Consider the following 19108-nt stretch of genomic DNA (forward strand, 5'->3'; position numbering starts at 1 on the left):
CGAGCCTTCGCCAAACTACTCCCTGGGGTTATGGGTCCCGGATCGGCGCTCCGCTTCGCTGCGCTTGTCCGGGACGACACCATTTGCTCGGTTGGCAGCGCCTCAACTCATCTACACCACGCTCAAGAATTCCGCCGCGTCGCATTCGCGGCGATCGCGGCCGCGGCGGTCCGGTTCTCGACGCCGAGCTTGGCGTAGATCTGCTCCAGGTGCTTGTCGACGGTGCGCGGGCTGAGGCCCAGAATTTGCGCGATGTCGCGGTTGGTCTTGCCCTTGCTGAGCCAGGCCAGCACCTCGCCTTCGCGCGTGGTGAGGCCGAGCTCGCTGGTGAATTCGGGCGGCAGCGCGGTGCCGGCTTCCTTGGACAGCCGCAGCAGGAATTCGTTCGGCGCGGTCTCGCCCATGTAATAGAAGCGGAGCTGCGGATTGTCGGGCAGCGACGCGGCCTGGGATTTCGAGCCGCTCTTGGCCTTCGCCTGCTCGAGCCATTGCAGCAGCGTCGGCGGCAGCACGAAGTCGTCGGTCTGCGCGCCGTGATGATCGGACAGCAGCTTCTGCGCCTGCGGCGTCGCCCACAGCACGTTGCCATGGCGATTGACCGCGAACAGGAAACGGCCGGAGACGTCGAGCGCGGCGCGCGCGCTCTGGGTCAGCCGGGCATTGCCGAGATGGACCCGGATGCGCGCGAGCATCTCCTCGATCACGATCGGCTTGGTCACGTAGTCGACGCCGCCGGCCTCCAATCCACGCACGATGTGCTCGGTTTCGGCCAGACCCGTCATGAAGATGACCGGGACATTGGCGAGACCCGCATCGCGCTTGAGCCGGCGGCAGGTCTCGAAGCCGTCGATGCCGGGCATCACGGCATCGAGCAGGATGATGTCGGGCGTGATCTGGTCGATGATGCGCATCGCCGCGGCGCCGTCGAGCGCCACCATCACCGTCATGCCGGCGCTGTCGAGCGCGTCGGTGAGCAGCCGGAGCGTCTCCGGGGAATCGTCGACGACGAGCGCGACGTCGCGCTTCTTCGATTCAATGCTCATAAGCATGCAACGTCTTCAATGTGTCCATGTACTGGTCGAGATCGAAGCGATCGACCAGCGACCGCATCTGCGCGACGAAGTCGGCATGCTCGGGGTGCTCGCTGCCGATCTCATCCAGCTTCAACTGGATGCCCTTGACGTAGCCGATCTGGCCGAGCCCGATCAGCGCCTCGATGTGCCGCAGCGGCGGCTTCGATCCGGTCTCCGGATGCCAGAACGGCACCGCGACCTCATGCGAGCCGTATTGCCATTCGATCTTGAGAAGCTGGCGAATCGTCGCCAGCAGCCGCGGGATGTCGATCGGCTTCATCAGGTAGCCGTCGTGGAAGGGCTGCGCCAGCGGCGTGCCATGAGCCTCGAGCGCGCTTGCCGACACCATCAGGATGCGGGCCTGATGATGGCCGCTGGCGCGCAAGGCCTCGGCGACCGCCCAGCCGTCCATGGCAGGCATCGAGATGTCGAGCAGGAACAGATCGGGCCGGCAATGCTGCGCCAATGCGAGGCAGCCGGCGCCGTCGGGTGCGCTGAGCAGGATGAAGCCGAGCGGCGTCAGCACCTCGCGCAGGAGGTCGCGATGTACGGGATCGTCGTCGGTGACGAGGATGGTCTTGCGCGGGCCGTGATACCCTGAGACCGGCGCCTCCACCGGCGCGATCCGCTGGGGATTGGCGACCTCCGAGAGCAGGATCTTGACCCTGAAGGTCGAGCCGGTGCCGACCGTGCTCGTGACCTTGATGTCCCCGCCCATCACGCCGGCGAGCAGGCGGCTGATGGTGAGCCCGAGGCCGGTGCCGGTCTGCGGCTGCGACGCGCCGAGCGCACCCCGCTCGAATGGCGCGAAGATGCGTTCGAGGTCGTCGCCCTGGATACCCGGGCCGGTGTCGATCACCTCGAACTCGGCGACCGGGCTGCGGTAGTGCACCACGAACTGCACGCTGCCGGACTGGGTGAACTTGATGGCGTTCGAGAGCAGGTTGATCAGCACCTGACGCAGCCGCTTCTCGTCGGCATAGACCACCCGCGGTAGCGTCGGCGGCCGCCTGAACACGAAGTCGATGCCCTTGGCGGCGGCCTGGAGGCGGAACATGCCGACGAGCTGGTCGAGGAACTCGCTCAAGCGCACCTCGTCGCGCGACAGATACAGCCGCCCCGCCTCGATCTTGGAGATGTCCAGGATGCCGTCGATCAGGCCGGAGAGATGGTCGGCGCTGCGGCGGACGACGCGGACCTGGTCGCGGGGCTTGGCGCCGAGCGTCGTATCCTGCTCGAGCAGTTGCGCATAGCCGCTGATCGCATTGAGCGGCGAGCGCAGCTCGTGGCTCAGGCCGACCACATAACGGCTCTTGGCGAGGTTGGCGGATTCGGCGACCTCCTTGGCACGCTGGAGCTCGGCGTCAGTGCGCTTGTGCGCGTCGATCTCCTGGATCAGCAGCGCGGTCTGCCGCCGCGTCTCGGCCTCGGCGGCGCGGCGGCTCTGCTGCGCCAGCACGAACAGCCACGCCACCACGCCGATGATGATGCTGAGCGAGAAGAACACCTTCCAGAGCACGTCGGACACGAGCTCGTTGTCGCCGTGCACGTTCGCCGACGTCTGTAGGTAGATGAGTCCCAGCACCAGGGCGATCAGGCCGGCGGAGACCACGAACACGCCTATATAGTGGCCCACTTGCGAGTTGATCCGGGCGTAGATCGGCTGCGGCATCAGCCGGCCCAGCGTTTCCGACACCTGCGCCTGGAATCTCGCATGCGGCTTGCAGAGATCGTGGCAGCGCGCGTCCAGCGAACAGCACAGCGAGCAGATCGGGCCGGCGTAAGCGGGGCAGGAGGCCATGTCCTCCGGCTCGAACGAGTGCTCGCAGATGCAGCACTGGATCGCCTCGATGTTCTGCCAGCTCCGCTTCGGCTTGCGCGCGATGTAGTATTTGCCGCCTGTGGCCCAGGCGATCAACGGCGCCGTGAGGAAGGCCGCCGCGAGCGCGATGAAGGCCGACAGCGCCTTCGCGGTCGGCCCGAACAGGCCGTAGAAGGCGCTGATCGAGACGATGGTCGCGATCGTCATCGCTCCTACGCCGACCGGATTGACGTCGTAGAGATGCGCGCGCTTGAACTCGATCTGCTGCGGCCGCAGTCCGAGCGGCTTGTTGATGACGAGGTCGGCGACCAGCGCGCCGACCCAGGCGATCGCGACGTTCGAATAGAGCGCCAGCGTCTGCTCCAGGGCCTTGTAGACGCCGATCTCCATCAGCAGCAGGGCCACGACGACGTTGAAGACCAGCCAGACCACGCGCCCGGGATGGCTGTGGGTCAAGCGCGAGAAGAAATTCGACCAGGCGATCGAGCCGGCATAGGCGTTGGTAACGTTGATCTTGACCTGCGACAGGATCACGAAGGTGCCGGTCAAGGCCAAAGCGAGGTCGGGCTGCGACAGCACATAGCGGAACGCTTCGAGATACATGTGCGCCGGCTCGGCGGCTTCTTCGGGCGGCACGCCGTGGCTGAGTGCGAAGAAGGCGAGGAACGAGCCCGCCAGCAGCTTCAGCGCGCCCAGCACGATCCAGCCCGGCCCCGCGCTCATCAGCGCCATCCACCAGGAGGCCCTGGAGGCGCGGCGGTCGCGCGGCAGGAACCGCAGGAAGTCGACCTGCTCGCCGATCTGCGCCACCAGCGAGAACACGACCGAGGCCGCAACGCCGAACAGCAGGAGATCGAAATGCCCGTTGAGGTCGCCGTGCTCGCCGGAGAACTTGTGCCACTCCGCAAAGGAGCGCGGGTTGTGCCAGGCGATCGCGGCAAACGGAATGATGTGAAGGATCACCCACAGCGGCTGCGTCCACAATTGGAAGCGGCTGATCAGCGTGATGCCGTAGGCCACCAGCGGGATGATGACGACGGCGCTGATGAGATAGCCCACCGGCCGCGGAATCCCGAAGCACATCTCGAGTGCCGACGCCAGGATCACGGCCTCGATCGCGAAGAAGATGAAGGTGAAGGAGGCGTAGATCAGCGAGGTGACGGTCGAGCCGATGTAACCGAAGCCGGCCCCCCGCGTCAGCAGGTCGATGTCGATGCCGCATTTGGCGGCATAATACGCAATAGGCACCCCGCAGCCGAAGATGATGATGGAAACCACGACGATGGCGGCAGTCGCGTTGGTGACGCCATAGTTCAGCGTGATGGTCCCGCCGATCGCCTCCATCGCCAGGAACGAGATCGCGCCCAGTGCCGTGTTGGCGACGCGGGCGGCGGACCAGCGCCGCGCGCTCTTGGCGGTGAAGCGCAGGGCGTAATCTTCCAGCGTCTGGTTGGCGACCCATTGATTGTACTGGCGCCTGACGCGGTCTATTCGCTGCCGCCCTGCCACTTAACCCCACTCCCGATACGGACCCGGACCCCTCGCAAATTCCGTACCAGAAGCCTACGTCGGCATTTTGCGGTGCAGTATACGCGATCTTGCGTATGCGTGGGCTGCATAAATTCGAGCCATCCTCACGGGCACCAATCGCGTGTTCTCGAACAAAAGTGGGGTGCTCATGTCAGACGAAGCAAACAAGGGCCTGTTGTCGCCGCTGCGGCGCAAATTATTGATGGGAATGGCCGCGGTCCCGGCCATCACCATGCTGCCGCGCGGGTCATTTGCGCAGGCGCCGGCGACCTCGGCGGTCAACACCACGGGTCTGGCCGTCACCGACACCGAGGTCACGGTCGGCATCCTGCATTCGGCGACCGGCACCATGGCGATCTCCGAGACCGGCTCGATCCAGGCCGAAAAGCTTGCGATCGAGCAGATCAACGCGGCCGGCGGCGTGCTCGGCCGCAAGATCAAGTTCATCCAGGAGGACGGCGCATCGGACTGGCCGACCTTCGCCGAGAAGGCGAAGAAGCTCCTCGTCAACGACAAGGTCGCGGCGATCATGGGCTGCTGGACCTCGGCCTCGCGCAAGGCGGTGCTGCCGGTCGTCGAGCAATATAACGGCATGCTCTACTACCCGACCTTCTACGAAGGCCTCGAGCAGTCCAAGAACGTCATCTATACCGGCCAGGAAGCGACCCAGCAGATTCTCGCCGGCCTGAACTGGATCGCCAAGGAGAAGGGCGCCAAGTCCTTCTTCTTCATCGGCTCGGATTACATCTGGCCGCGCACCTCCAACAAGATCGCGCGCAAGCACGTCGAAAACGTGCTCAAGGGCAAGGTCGTCGGCGAGGAATATTATGCGCTCGGCTCGACGCAGTTCAACTCTGTCATCAACAAGATCAAGCTGACCAAGCCGGACGTGATCTTCACCGACGTCGTCGGCGGCTCCAACGTCGCCTTCTACAAGCAGCTCAAGGCGGCCGGCATCGATCTCTCCAAGCAGGCACTGCTGACGATCTCGGTGACCGAGGACGAGATCGACGGTATCGGCGGCGAGAACATCGCGGGCGCCTATGCCTGCATGAAGTACTTCCAGTCGCTCGACAATGCGAACAACAAGGCTTTCGTCTCGGCGTTCAAGAAGATGTGGGGCGAGAAGACCGTGATCGGAGACGTCACCCAGGCTGCCTATCTCGGCCCGTGGCTGTGGAAGCTGACGGTCGAAAAGGCCGGCTCTTTCGACGTCGACAAGATCGCCACGGCTTCGACCGGCGTCGAGTTCAAGGGCGCGCCGGAGGGCTATGTGCGCATCCATGAGAACCATCACCTCTGGTCGAAGACCCGGGTGGGGCGCGCCAAGCTCGATGGCCAGTTCGAGCTGATCTACGAGACCGCCGATCTCGTCGAGCCGGATCCGTTCCCGAAGGGTTACCAGTAAGAAGCGTTACCGGTAAGTCGCGGCGCCCGTCGCACCCCCTCAAGGCAAAACCGCTCCCTGGCGTGGATCGCAAGTCCATGCCTCAAGCCCCCGCGTCGCGAACCTGCTCGCGACGCGGGACCCTTTCCCGACGGAGGACATGGATGTTCGGTGACTATTCGATTGGCGACCTCGGCTCGATCTTCGTCATGCAGGGGTTCGCCGGACTGATCCTGTTCTCCGTCTATGTCCTGATGGCGCTCGGCCTTGCGATCATCTTCGGCCAGATGGGCGTCATCAACATGGCCCATGGCGAGTTCATGATCCTCGGGGCCTACGTCACCTGGATGACTTCCAATTTCTTCCAGGCCTATTTGCCGAGCCTGTTCAGCGGCTACTTCTTCCTTGCCATGATATTGGCCTTCCTCGCATCCGGCGCGCTGGGCATGCTGGTGGAATGGGTGCTGATTAAGCACCTCTACAAGCGCCCGCTCGACACGCTGCTCGCCACCTGGGGCCTCAGCCTGATGCTGCAGCAGGCCTATCGCTCGGTGTTCGGCGCGCGCGAGGTCGGCGTCGAGCTGCCGCAATGGATGCTGGGCTCGCTGCAAGTCACCGAGAGCATCGAGGTGCCGATCAACGGCGTCTTCGTGATGTGCCTCACCGTGCTGATCACCATTGCCGTCGCCTATGTTCTCTACATGTCGCGCTGGGGCCGCCAGGTGCGCGCGGTCGTGCAGAACCGCATCATGGCCGGCGCGGTCGGCATCAACACCGAGAAGGTCGACCGCTACACCTTCGGCCTCGGCTGCGGCATCGCCGGTGTCGCCGGCAGCGCCTTCACCATGATCGGCTCGACCGGGCCGACGTCGGGCCAGCTCTACATCGTCGACACTTTCCTCGTCGTCGTGTTCGGCGGCGCCGCCAGCCTGCTCGGCACCATCGCCTCGGCCTTCTCGATCTCGCAGACGCAATCGACGCTCGAGTTCTTCATGTCGGGCTCGATGGCCAAGGTGCTCACGCTGCTCGCCGTCGTCGGCATCCTGATGCTGCGGCCGCAGGGTCTGTTCGCCCTCAAGGTCCGCAAATAACGAGAAGCAGGCAAGTCATGATCATCAACTCACGCTTCTTCAACCGATCCGAACTGATGGGCTTCATTGCGCTGGCCGCCGTGCTGTTCGTGATCCTGCCGCTGACGCTCGACGTGTTCCGCCTCAATCTCGTCGCGAAATATCTGACCTACGCCTTCGTCGCGATCGGCCTCGTGCTGTGTTGGGGCTATGGCGGCATCTTGAGCCTGGGGCAGGGCGTGTTCTTCGGTCTCGGCGGCTATTGCATGGCGATGTTCCTCAAGCTCGAAGCCTCCAGCGTCGAAAACACCAAGATCCAGTCGACGCCCGGCATCCCCGATTTCATGGACTGGAATCAGATCACGGCGCTGCCGTTCTTCTGGCAGCCGTTCCACAGCCTCACCTTCACCATCCTCGCCATCATCCTGGTCCCCGGCCTTTTCGCTCTGATCATCGGCACCGCGATGTTCAAGCGCCGCGTCGGCGGCACCTATTTCGCGATCATCACCCAGGCCGTCGCCGCCATCCTGACCATCCTCATCGTCGGCCAGCAGGGCTATACCGGCGGCATCAACGGCATGACCGATCTGCGCACGCTGAAGGGTTGGGACATCCGGCCCGATCACGCCAAGATCATCCTGTACTTCGTCGAGGTGGTGTTGCTGTTCGCCTGCATCGGCATCGCGCAGTTCATCCGCCTGACCAAGCTCGGCCGCATCCTGGTGGCGATGCGCGAGCAGGAGGACCGCGTCCGCTTCTCCGGCTACAGCGTCGCCAATTTCAAGATCTTCGCCTTCTGCATGGCCGCGGTCTTCGCCGCGATCGGCGGCGCCATGTTCGCGCTCAACGTCGGCTTCATGTCGCCGTCCTTCGTCGGCATCGTGCCGTCGATCGAGATGGTGATCTACACCGCGGTCGGCGGGCGGATGTCGATCTTCGGCGCGGTCTGGGGCGCGATCCTGGTGAATTTCGCCAAGACCAGCCTGTCGGAATCCTTCCCGCAACTCTGGCTGTTCGGCCTCGGCGCGCTGTTCATCGCCGTCGTGCTCGCTTTCCCCAACGGCCTGTCCGGGCTCTGGGCCGATTACGTGCAGCCGCGCATCGACCGGCTGTTCGCCTCGCGCAAGGCGAAGGAGAACTGGACCGACAATTCCGTCGCCGACGGCGCGCCGGCAGAGTGAGGAGGCGATCATGCTCATCGGTCATCAGCCCAAGGACTTCCTGCTCGCGGTCTCCGGCCTCACCGTCTCGTTCGACGGGTTCAAGGCGGTCAACGACCTCTCCTTCTATGTCGAGGAGAACGAGATCCGCGTCATCATCGGCCCCAACGGCGCCGGCAAGACCACGGTGCTCGATCTGATCTGCGGCAAGACCAAGGCGACCTCGGGCTCGATCCAGTTTCGTGGCAAGGAGCTCACGAAGATGAAGGAGAACGAGATCGTGCAGACCGGCGTCGGGCGCAAGTTCCAGACGCCGTCGGTGTTCGAGGATCTCACCGTGTTCGAGAACCTCGAGATCTCGTTTCCGCGCGGCCGCACCGTGTTCGGCTCTCTGACCTTCCAGCGCGACCAGCTGGTGAAGGAGCGGGTCGAGGAGGTCGCGGAGATGATCTTCCTCAAGGACAAGCTCAACACCTATGCCGACGAGCTCAGCCACGGCCAGAAGCAGTGGCTCGAGATCGGCATGCTGCTGATCCAGGATCCCGACCTCTTGATGCTCGACGAGCCCGTCGCCGGCATGAGCGTGTCCGAGCGCGCCAAGACCGCCGAATTGCTCAACCGCATCATCAAGAACCGTTCGGTGCTGGTGATCGAGCACGACATGAAGTTCGTTGAGGACATCGCGCACAAGGTCACCGTGCTGCACCAGGGCCAGATCCTCTCGGAGGGGACGATGGAGAAGGTGAAGAACGATCCCAAGGTCATCGAAGTGTACCTCGGTCACTAGCGCATGATCCCGGAAAGTGGCGTCCGGTTTCCGGACAAGATCATGCGCCAGAAGCAAGGAGCAGGCTGATGCTGGCTATTTCTGATCTCCACGTCGCCTACGGCCAGAGCGAGGTGCTGCACGGGCTCAACGTCAAGGTCGCGGCGAACGAGATCGTTGCGATCATGGGCCGCAACGGCATGGGCAAGACTACGCTGATGAAGTCGCTGATGGGCATCCTGCCGGCTAAAAGCGGCTCGGTGAACATGGATGGCGCCGAGCTCGGCAACCTCAAGAGCTTTGAGCGCGTCGCCAAGGGTCTCGCCTATGTGCCGCAGGGCCGCATGATCTTCTCCACCATGACGGTGAAGGAGAACATCGAGACCGGGCTCGTCGTCTCCGGCGGCTCCGAGGTGCCTGACGACATCTACGAACTGTTCCCGGTGCTGCTGGAGATGAAGGGCCGCCGTGGCGGCAATCTCTCCGGCGGGCAACAGCAACAATTGGCGATCGCGCGCGCGCTCGCCACCAAGCCGAAGGTGCTGCTGCTGGACGAGCCGACCGAAGGCATCCAGCCCTCGATCATCAAGGAGATGGCGCGCACGTTGAAGCGCATCCGCGACGAGAAGGGGCTCTCGATCGTCGTTTCCGAGCAGGTCCTGAGCTTCGCGCTCGACATCGCCGACCGCGTGCTGGTGATCGAGAACGGCGAGATCGTGCGCGATGATCCGCGCGATGCCGTCGATGCCGCGCAGGTCTCGAAATATCTGTCCGTCTAACCAACCGTGTAAAAGGGGAGCATCTCGATGCCAGAGACATTGATCAAGGTCGATCTCACCAAGTCGGCCTATGAAAACGACATGGTGCACAACCGCTGGCACCCCGACATCCCGATCGTGGCCTGGGTCAATCCTGGCGACGATTTCATCATCGAGACCTATGACTGGACCGGCGGCTTCATCAAGAACAACGATTCCGCCGACGACGTGCGCGACATCGACCTGTCGATCGTGCACTTCCTCTCCGGCCCGATCGGCGTCAAGGGCGCCGAGCCCGGCGACCTTCTCGTCGTCGACCTGCTCGACGTCGGTCCGCTCAAGGAGAGCCTGTGGGGCTTCAACGGCTTCTTCTCCAAGCAGAACGGCGGCGGCTTCCTCACCGACCATTTCCCGCTGGCGCAGAAGTCGATCTGGGACATCAAGGGTCTCTACACCTCATCGCGTCACGTGCCCGGCGTCAACTTTGCCGGTCTGATCCATCCTGGCCTGATCGGCTGTCTGCCCGATCCGAAGATGCTGGACACCTGGAACAAGCGCGAGGCCGAGCTGATCTCGACCAACCCGACCCGCGTGCCCGGCCTTGCCAATCCGCCGTTCGCGCCGACCGCCCATGGCGGCCGCGCCAAGGGCGATGTGAAAGCCAAGATCGGCGCCGAGGGTGCGCGCACCGTGCCGCCGCGCGAGCATGGCGGCAATTGCGACATCAAGGATCTCTCGCGCGGCTCGAAGATCTACTTCCCGGTCTACGTCCCCGGCGCGGGTCTTTCGATGGGCGACCTGCACTTCAGCCAAGGCGACGGCGAGATCACCTTCTGCGGCGCGATCGAGATGGCCGGCTGGCTGCACCTGAAAGTCGAGGTGATCAAGGACGGCATGTCGAAATACGGCATCAAGAATCCGATCTTCAAGCCGTCGCCGATCACGCCGAACTACAAGGACTATCTGATCTTCGAGGGCATCTCGGTGGACGAGGCCGGCAAGCAGCATTATCTCGACGTCCACGTCGCCTATCGCCAGGCCTGCTTGAATGCGATCGAGTATCTCAAGAAGTTCGGCTATTCCGGCGCCCAGGCCTATTCGATCCTCGGCACCGCGCCGTGCCAGGGCCACATCTCCGGCGTCGTCGACGTGCCCAACGCCTGCGCCACGCTATGGTTGCCGACCGAGATCTTCGACTTCGACGTGATGCCGTCGGCGGCCGGACCCATCAAGCACATCACCGGCGACATTCAGATGCCGATCTCGCCGGACAAGTGACGCCGCGCTCCCTCTCCCCGTTCTCACGGGGAGAGGGTTCGGGGTGAGGGGCTGTCTCCACACGCACGGTGGCAGCGAGTTGTGTTGAGCACAGAAGTGGGATGATGCGATGCCGGTCTACGAATATCTCTGTGACGACTGCGGTCCCTTCAAGGACCTGCGCCCGATGGCGGAATGCGACGATCCGCAGAGCTGCCCACACTGCGAGACGATGGCGCCCCGCGTCATCCTGACGGCGCCGAACTTCTTCTGCATGCCGGCGGAGAAGCGCAAGGCGCACGCCGTCAACGAGCGCAGCACGCACGCACCGCAGACGCTGGCGCAATACAAGGCCTCGCACGGCCCGGGCTGCGGCTGCTGCTCCTGGGGCAAGACCGTGAAGGACAAGAGCGCAGCGGATAGGACAAAGCCGGCGCGGCTGGTGACCAAGACCAGGAGCGGTGCCAAGGGCTTTCCGACCGCACGCCCTTGGATGATCAGCCACTAACCCACGCCAGCATCAGACAACAGGAGCGCTCCACATGCTTCACGGTGACATCTCCAGCAGCAACGACACGGTCGGCGTCGCGGTGGTCAATTACAAGATGCCCCGCCTGCACACCAAGGCCGAGGTGCTCGACAACGCCCGTAAGATCGCCGACATGATCGTCGGCATGAAGGTCGGGCTGCCCGGCATGGATCTCGTGATCTTCCCGGAATATTCCACGCAAGGCATCATGTACGATGCCAAGGAGATGTACGAGACGGCCTCGATGGTGCCGGGTGAGGAGACCGCGATCTTCGCGGAAGCCTGCCGCAAGGCCAAAGTGTGGGGCGTGTTCTCGCTCACCGGCGAACGCCACGAGGAGCATCCGCACAAGGCGCCCTACAACACCCTGATCCTCATGAACGACAAGGGCGAGATCGTGCAGAAGTATCGCAAGATCATGCCCTGGGTGCCGATCGAAGGCTGGTACCCCGGCAATTGCACCTATGTCTCCGAGGGGCCCAAGGGTCTGAAGGTCAGCCTGATCATCTGCGATGACGGCAATTATCCGGAGATCTGGCGCGACTGCGCCATGAAGGGCGCGGAGCTGATCGTGCGCTGCCAGGGCTACATGTATCCGGCCAAGGAGCAGCAGGTCATGATCTCAAAGGCCATGGCCTGGGCCAACAACGTCTATGTCGCGGTCGCCAATGCCGCCGGCTTCGACGGCGTCTATTCCTATTTCGGCCACTCCGCGATCATCGGTTTCGACGGCCGCACGCTCGGCGAATGCGGCGAGGAGGATTACGGCATCCAGTACGCGCAGCTGTCGAAGCATCTGATCCGCGACGCGCGCCGCAACGGCCAGTCGCAGAACCATCTCTACAAGCTGGTTCACCGCGGCTACACCGGCATGATCAATTCCGGCGACAGCCCGCGCGGCGTCGCCGCGTGCCCGTATGATTTCTACAAGAACTGGATCAGGGATCCCGAAGGCACGCGCGACATGGTCGAAGCAATGACCCGCGCGACGCCGGGCACCGAGGAATGCCCGATCGACGGCATCCCGAACGGCGCGGCGGCCGGCAATTACTGAGCCGTCGCCGATTCCGCCTTACCCTCCCCTGGAGGGGGAGGGTTGATCGCGCGTAGCGCGAGCGGGGTGGGGCGATCCCTCCTCTCGGGCGCTGTTGGATGGGGAGAGACCGTCACCCCACCCCGTCTCACATTTCGCTACGCTCCATGTGAGCCGACCCTCCCCCTCCAGTGGAGGGTAAGAAAGAGGCGTTACCGCTTCTGCTCGGTGGGCCTGCGCGGGGGCCGCGGCGGCGCCGGCGTGCCGCTCATCTTGTTGGCGGCCTCGCTGACGTCGAGCAGCGAGCGGCGAATGTCGTCGAGGTAGGCCGCCGATTTCTTCTTCATGGTGCCGGCAAGCTCGTGCAGTCCCTGGATCTTCTCGAACAGCTCGTCGGCCTTGCCGTCGACGAAGCCCGGCACCGCGCCCTCGATCTTGGCGACCGCCTTGTCGAAGCCCGCAAAGGCGCTGTCGACCTTGGCCATGACCGAATCGATCTCGGCGCCCTTGCTCCTGAGGTCGGCGGTATAGGTCTCGAACGTGTGCAGGCCCTCCTTGATTGCGGGGGCGTTGTTCACGATGGTGCGGTCGACGCTGTGCAGGGTTTCGACGATGGTTTCGGCGTCGCTGAGATCGGCCGTCAGCACCGGGATGCCGTCCGCGTCCAGCGGCACCGGCGGTGCAGAGGGGGCGCCGCCGATCAGTGAGATCGCGGCAATGCCGGTGAGGCCCTGGAACTCGATTCCGGCCACGGTGTCCTTGCGAATCGGCGCGGTGTTGTCGAGCATGACGAGTGCCACGATCCTGCGCGGACTATCCAGCTTGATCGACAGGATCTGGCCGGCGGGCACGCCGTCGAAATTGACCGGCCCGCCGCGGCGCAGCCCGCTGGCGGAGCCGCCCTCGAACACCACGCGCAACTGGCTGCGGCTCTGGATGGTGCGCCATTTCTGCGCGCCGAGCAGGCCGCCGAACGCCACGGCGATCGCTGCCAGCGTTGCCGTTCCGATCACAAGATTGCTCGCGCGTGCCATGCAGGGGCGATTTTACGGCCAAAGCGGGGAAGTTGGAAGGAGCCCGCGATGTTACGTAGGGCGGGTTAGCGAAGCGTAACCCGCCACCATCTCTCGTACGCCTGGGGATGAATTGGTGGATTACGCTGCGCTAATCCACCCTACGGACCTACGCACCTCAATGCCCGGCCGCCCGCTTTGCCGCAGCATTGTTCAGCACGATCAGGGCATCGACGGCCACGCCCGTCCTGGTGTTGATCAGGAACGGGTTGATATCGATCGAGGCGATGCGATCGCCCGCATCCGCGATCAGGTTGGACAGCCCGACCAGCGCCTTCACCGCCGAGGCCTCGTGCAAGACCGGCCTGCCGCGATAGCCGCGCATCTTGACGCCGGCCTTGGTGCGGCCGATCAGGAGCCGTGCCTCGCTCTCATCCAGCGGCGCGCCGGCGAGCGCGACGTCCTTCATCAGCTCGATATCGATGCCGCCGGTGCCGAACAGCACGACCGGCCCCATCTCTGCATCGAGCGAGGCGCCGACGACGAGCTCGAGCTCGGCCTTGACTTGCTGTGCGATCAGGATGCCGTCGAGCTTCGGCTTGCCCTTGAGCTTCGCCACCCGCGCGGTGATGTCGGCGAACGCCTTCTTTACCTCGGCTGCGCTGTTGAGGTTCAGCACCACGCCGCCGATGTCCGACTTATGCAGGATCTCCGCACTGACGAGTTTTGCCACGACCGGAAAACCGATCTGCTTCGCAATCTTCACGGCGTCCGCCGCAGTCTGCGCGATCGCCTCCTTCGAGATCGGGATCCCGTAGGCCTTGAGCAGCTTCTTCGAGGCGACCTCGTCGAGCGCAGCACCGGTCGCCGATTTCAACGTCTTCTCCAGCACGGCGCGGGCGGCGGGTTTCGAGCTCGAGACGATATCGGGCACCTCCTTGCGCAGCTTCGCATAGGCGAGCAGCGACTTGATCGCGGTCACCGCGCGGTCCATGCCCTGCATGACCGCGAGATGCGGCAGCGACTTCCGCAAGCCCTTGGTGTATTCGGTGAAGCCGATCGACATCGCACTGATGTAGATCACCGGCTTGCCCGCCTGGCTCGCCATCTCGTTGACGATGCGCAAATTGCGCTCGCGCAGCTCGTGCGGCGCCTTCGGCAGCTCGGCATCGACGATGACGATGTCGATATCGGGGTCGTCGATCATCAGCTTGATCGACTTCATGTAGACGGAGGGATCGACCACTGCGGCAAAGCCAGCATCGAGCGGATTGCCGACGATCGAGCCGGGGCCGAGCATCTTCGCCAGCTCCGCGCTGACATGCGGGCTCAGCGGCGTGAAATTCAGGCCTGCGGCATAGAATGCGTCGATCAGCATGCCGCGCTTGCCGCCGGACAGCGTCACAGCGGCGAGCCGGTCGCCTTTCGGAACGGCCGCGTGCACGAAGCACTCGGTGGTCTCGATCAGCTCGTCGAGGCCGCCGACCCGGATCACCCCTTCGCGCGTCGCGATCGCGTCGAACGTCTCGATCGAGCCGGCGAGTGCGCCGGTATGCGCCATCGCCGCGGCCCGGCCGCCTTCGGAGGCGCCGAGCTTGAGCGCGATCACGGGCTTGCTCGCCGCGCGCGCCGCCTTGCAGGCATCGCGGAACGCCTTGGTGTTGCGCACCCCTTCGAGATAGACGACGATCACCTTGATGCTCGGATCCTCGGCGAAATAGCGCATCAGATCCGGCGTCTCGAGCCCGGTCTCGTTGCCCGTGGTCACCATGTAGCCGACGCCGACACCCCGGTCTTCCAGCGTCTGGCGGATCGCCATGACGATGGCGCCGGATTGGCCGGCGATTGCCACCGCGCCCTGTTCCATGGTGACGATGCGATCGTCGATATTGGTGAAGAGCTTTTCGCCAGCGCTCAAATTGCCGAGGCAGTTCGGACCCGTGACCGCGAGCCCCGTCTCGCGCACCGCAGCCTGCAATTCGGCAGCGAGCTTCTGGCTTTCGTCATCCTGCAGCTCGCTGAAGCCGGAGGTGACGATGGTGGCCGACCGCGCGCCGGCTGCGGCGGCGTCGCGGATCACCTGCACGGCAAAGCGCGCAGGCACCAGCACCAGGACGTGATCGGGCTTCTCCGGAAGACTCGCAAAATCCTTGTAGCAGGGAACGCCCCAGACGGTATCGCGCTTGGCGTTGACCGGATAGAGCCCGCCTTCGAAACCATATTTGATCAGATTGTTCCAGATGCGCTCGGCATAATTGCCGGGCTTGTCGGTCGCGCCCACCAGCACGATGTTGTGCGGGTGCAGCATTGCGTGGATGCCCTTGACGATGTCGCTGGCATCGGGCGGCGGAGACCATGGACGTGATGCGGGCGCAGCAGACACACGGGCTTCCATGGCGTGACCTCACCTGTTGTTCTTATTGGTGTCGCGTCACTCTGTTCTATGGCGAGTCCTTTGGCAACTGTGTGGCTGGTATGCCGTGTGGTGGAATGAAGCGCGCACCGGTGCGTGTCAGTCCGATCGGCGATCTATCCGTCGGCGCCAATCAATGTCGCATGCAGGATGTAGCGCTCGGGGCCGGATGTGACGGCATCGAATGGCCAGCAGGTCGCGAGAACAAGCTCGAAACCCTGTGCCATGGGATCGATGCCGGATGCATCGAAGCGAACCACGGCCGAGGAATCCGCGCGATAGCGAAAGTGTCGACCGTCACTGCGCGTGACATCGATGACGTCGCCAATGGCAACATCCTTCAGGAAGCGGAAATGAGTGTCGCGATGGGCGGCATAGACGGCAATCCCGCGTTCGCCCGCATCAGCCGTGTGCTGGATATGACCTGGCCCGAAAGCGAGCGCTTGTCCGCTCGCGCCTTCCAGCACGATGGCGCTGGCACCGATCCGCTTCACCTCGATCCGCGCGACCGGCCAGGTGTCGGCCCAGGACCAGGGCTTTACCGCCTGTCCCGTGGCAATGCTCCGGTCGAAGGCGCGCTCCAGCAGCACCTGCGCCAGCCACGCCTTGGCATGGATATAGGCGCCGTCGCCGAACAGGAAGAGGCCGACAAGCGCGAGGACCAGCGGAGAGATGAAGCGGGGCATTGTGTTTCGTCTCTCGTCATTGCGAGCCACCGGGTCCGCGCGAAGCGCGGCCCGATGACAGGCTCCGCGAAGCAATCCAGACTGTCTCCGCGGCGGCAGTCTGGATTGCTTCGTCGCTTCGCTCCTCGCAATGACAGTGAAAAAAGGCGCGCGCGGCCGTTTGGAGGGGACGGGCAGCCGCGCGCGCTAACAGAGGAGTTCGGGGGAGCTCCTCTCTCAAGCGGCGTCGGTGAGCAAGGTCCGACGCCGGTTGAACACGAACAGGATCAGGGCGAGCACGATCAGGATGAAGCCCGCGATCATCTTCAGCTCGGCCGAGGTCGCGGTCTTGGGCAGGCGGATCGCATCGGGCGCAGCAGGCATAGGCCGTCGCGTTGCCGGCTGATTGCGCGCATCGGCATGGCGCTCGTGCAGCTGTGTCGGCGTCAGATGCGGCCGCTCGCCGAACACCTTCTCGAAATCCCAGCCCGCGGGCAGGTTGATCGGCAGCTCGCTGAGCTTGAGCGGTTCGCCTTCGGGACGGCTTGGCGTCTTGTCGACCGCGACGAGGCTGGTCAGCCGCGTGACGATCTGATGGTCGAGCGCGAGCGCCAAGATCGCCTTGTCGGAGGCTTCGGGTGTCATCTCGCGCAGGGTGCGCGCCACCTCCGCATCGGCGATCTTGCGCCTGGCCCAGAGCTTTGACAGGCCCTTGCCTTCGGCTGCGTTTTGCAGCGGCAGCGTCACCGACCACGGACGGTCGCCGACGCGGCCCTTGATCTCGAGCGAGCCTGCGAGCTTGTCGAGCCTCGCCGCCAGCACCAGGGGCTCGTCGCGATAGACGTCAGGAATGATCGCCGGGGTGACGTCGGCATTGGCTTCGGAAAACGTTGCGGTGAGGCCGGTCACGGCCGGATTCTCCAGCTTGGCGAAGAGGCCGCGCATGCGCTCCTCCACTTGCTCGGTGGAGCCGATATGGGTGAAGGCGCCGCGGCCGAGCTCGGCGGCGCGGGTCATCAGATAGGTGTTGGGCGCGGACCCGATGCCGACCATGAAGATGCGCGAGCGGCCGCGCATCGTCGTGATCGCATCGAACAATTGCTGCTCGTTGCCGATCGCGCCGTCGGTCAGGAACACGACCTGGCGGACCATGCCGGTGTCGCCGAGCCTGTCGGTCAGCGCCGCGCGCATCGCCGGCACCATCTCGGTGCCGCCGCGCGCCTGCAACGCGCCGACGAAGGACGTCGCCTCGCCGACATGGGCGGCATCGGCCGGCACGGCGGCCGGAAACAGCATGTCCATGGTGTCGTCGAAACGGATCACGTTGAAGCGGTCATTCGGCTGCAGGCGGCCGAGAGCGTAGAGCAGGCTTGCCTTGGCCTGCACGATGGACGTGCCGCCCATCGAGCCGGAATTGTCGATCACGAACACGACCTCGCGCGGCAGCGGCTTCTGCGCCGCCTGCTCGGCGCTCGGCGGGGTGACGAAAGCGAGCAAATAATCGGCATCGCCGATGTGCTCGCGGAACAGTCCGACCGACGGCGCTGTCTCGGCCGCCGGCTTCCAGGTCAGCTCGAAATCACGGTCGGCGGGCACGGCACCGTCGGCGAGCGTCACCACGCGCGTCATGTTATCAGGGCTTTCCGTCTTGACGTTGTGATGGTGGCTCTTGACCTCGCCGAGCGCAAAGCCGGCCTGCAGGCGCACAATGATGCTGGTCGGATTGAGCGGCGCATGTTTGGCGGGATCCAGCACAGGGGGCGAGATGCGCTCGCGATCCGGCACCGGGTCCGACGTCGCCGCGCCCCAGCCCGAGCCGTCCTTGCGGAAGTCGACGCTCTGGATGATCGGCGCGGGATTGTAGCGCGGCCCGACCACGAGCGGCAGGCGCAACGAATATTCGTTGCCGACTTGATGCACCGGCTCCTGGTACTCGATCTGCACCAGCACGGTTTCGCCGGGACCGATATTGGCGACCGAGTTGGTGAAGATGTTCGGCCGCTCCTGCTCGGTGAGCGCGGCCTTCTGGCCGGCGCGGCGCGCCTCCTCGTAGATCACGCGCGCTTGCTGCCGTTCCTTGATGTCGCCGATGATGACGCGGTCGCCGACCACCATCTTCAGTGTGTCGACGGCGCCGCCGGCCGCGAGCGGATAGACGTAGGTGGCCTCGACCCAATCCTTGGTCGGGTTGCGAAATGCTTGCGTGACGCGGGCGCGCAAGGTCGGGCCCGACACGGTGATGTCGATATCGGTCCCGAGGCGAATCGCCTCCGTGGTAGTGCCGTCCTCTTTCAGTAGCAGGCTGCCCGACCGTGCTTCGCCGGGCTGGAGCAGGCTGGCCTGTTCGGTCGTCGCCGACCAGCTCGCCCCGAAACTCACCAGCAGGGCCAGGAAGGCGACCAGCATCACGGCGATGCCCTGCGCCAGAAGGAACAGTCCGACCTTGATGAGGCGGCTCAACAGCGGGTGGTCGTCGCTATCGGCCGTGTCGTAGGCGCTCATTTGGCTTGCTCCGAAGCATGTTTGCTAGTCCTCAGCATCCGCTGGCGGGGCGGGATTTCGCGAGCAGAATGATCGGCAATGTTCCGCCGCGGCCGGCCCAGGCTCGCTTGAGCCGGGGCGGTCATGTGCG

14 protein-coding genes are annotated in these 19108 nt (G+C 64.4%); 8 read left to right on the forward strand and 6 right to left on the reverse strand.

The genetic code is table 11. The features are described from left to right. Positions 1-122 precede the first annotated feature (122 nt). Both I6F33_RS29115 and I6F33_RS29120 read right to left on the reverse strand, forming a co-directional pair. A complete protein-coding gene (locus I6F33_RS29115) occupies positions 123-1049 on the reverse strand; it encodes a response regulator (RefSeq protein ID WP_225144865.1) in 927 nt (308 codons plus the stop codon). Beyond that, positions 1033-4404, reverse strand: a complete 3372-nt coding sequence (locus I6F33_RS29120; protein ID WP_225144866.1) for an ATP-binding protein — start codon at positions 4402-4404, stop codon at positions 1033-1035. The genes I6F33_RS29115 and I6F33_RS29120 overlap by 17 nt, the downstream gene beginning before the upstream one ends. Before the next feature lie 169 nt (positions 4405-4573). Between I6F33_RS29120 and urtA the strand changes: the two genes are divergently transcribed. From urtA to I6F33_RS29160, 8 genes are all read left to right on the forward strand, one after another. Then, positions 4574-5833, forward strand: coding sequence for an urea ABC transporter substrate-binding protein (gene urtA, locus I6F33_RS29125; protein ID WP_036002134.1), 1260 nt, complete (start codon positions 4574-4576; stop codon positions 5831-5833). A gap of 143 nt (positions 5834-5976) precedes the next feature. Further along, entirely contained in the window at positions 5977-6903 is a 927-nt protein-coding gene (urtB, locus tag I6F33_RS29130) for an urea ABC transporter permease subunit UrtB (RefSeq protein ID WP_225130487.1), read from the forward strand. Positions 6904-6920: 17 nt separating this feature from the next. Further along, the gene (urtC, locus tag I6F33_RS29135) at positions 6921-8063 is read left to right on the forward strand and encodes an urea ABC transporter permease subunit UrtC (protein WP_225113327.1); all 1143 of its coding nucleotides are present in this window, start codon (positions 6921-6923) and stop codon (positions 8061-8063) included. Between the two features lie 10 nt (positions 8064-8073). Then, positions 8074-8829, forward strand: coding sequence for an urea ABC transporter ATP-binding protein UrtD (urtD, locus tag I6F33_RS29140; protein ID WP_057025953.1), 756 nt, complete (start codon positions 8074-8076; stop codon positions 8827-8829). Positions 8830-8897: 68 nt separating this feature from the next. Further along, positions 8898-9587, forward strand: a complete 690-nt coding sequence (gene urtE / locus I6F33_RS29145; protein WP_036002119.1) for an urea ABC transporter ATP-binding subunit UrtE — start codon at positions 8898-8900, stop codon at positions 9585-9587. 27 nt (positions 9588-9614) lie between these two features. Beyond that, on the forward strand, positions 9615-10844 hold the full coding sequence (fmdA, locus tag I6F33_RS29150; RefSeq protein ID WP_036023909.1) for a formamidase: 1230 nt from the start codon (positions 9615-9617) through the stop codon (positions 10842-10844). Between the two features lie 109 nt (positions 10845-10953). After that, complete coding sequence (locus I6F33_RS29155) at positions 10954-11331, forward strand: zinc ribbon domain-containing protein (RefSeq protein WP_225144867.1); 378 nt, start codon at positions 10954-10956, stop codon at positions 11329-11331. Positions 11332-11365: 34 nt separating this feature from the next. After that, a complete protein-coding gene (locus I6F33_RS29160) occupies positions 11366-12406 on the forward strand; it encodes an aliphatic amidase (protein WP_225144868.1) in 1041 nt (346 codons plus the stop codon). Between the two features lie 191 nt (positions 12407-12597). Here I6F33_RS29160 and I6F33_RS29165 read toward each other — a convergent pair whose 3' ends face one another. From I6F33_RS29165 to I6F33_RS29180, 4 genes are all read right to left on the reverse strand, one after another. After that, positions 12598-13419, reverse strand: coding sequence for an MlaD family protein (locus tag I6F33_RS29165; protein WP_036002108.1), 822 nt, complete (start codon positions 13417-13419; stop codon positions 12598-12600). Positions 13420-13576: 157 nt separating this feature from the next. Further along, the gene (locus I6F33_RS29170; RefSeq protein ID WP_225144869.1) at positions 13577-15793 is read right to left on the reverse strand and encodes an acetate--CoA ligase family protein; all 2217 of its coding nucleotides are present in this window, start codon (positions 15791-15793) and stop codon (positions 13577-13579) included. A 134-nt stretch (positions 15794-15927) separates the two neighbouring features. Beyond that, the gene (locus I6F33_RS29175) at positions 15928-16497 is read right to left on the reverse strand and encodes a class GN sortase (RefSeq protein WP_225144870.1); all 570 of its coding nucleotides are present in this window, start codon (positions 16495-16497) and stop codon (positions 15928-15930) included. Between the two features lie 216 nt (positions 16498-16713). Further along, positions 16714-18978, reverse strand: coding sequence for a marine proteobacterial sortase target protein (locus I6F33_RS29180; RefSeq protein WP_225144871.1), 2265 nt, complete (start codon positions 18976-18978; stop codon positions 16714-16716). Between the last annotated feature and the right edge of the window lie 130 nt (positions 18979-19108).

This window comes from Bradyrhizobium sp. BRP20 (assembly GCF_020194215.1).
In the GTDB taxonomy this organism is placed as follows: Bacteria; Pseudomonadota; Alphaproteobacteria; order Rhizobiales; family Xanthobacteraceae; genus Bradyrhizobium; species Bradyrhizobium yuanmingense.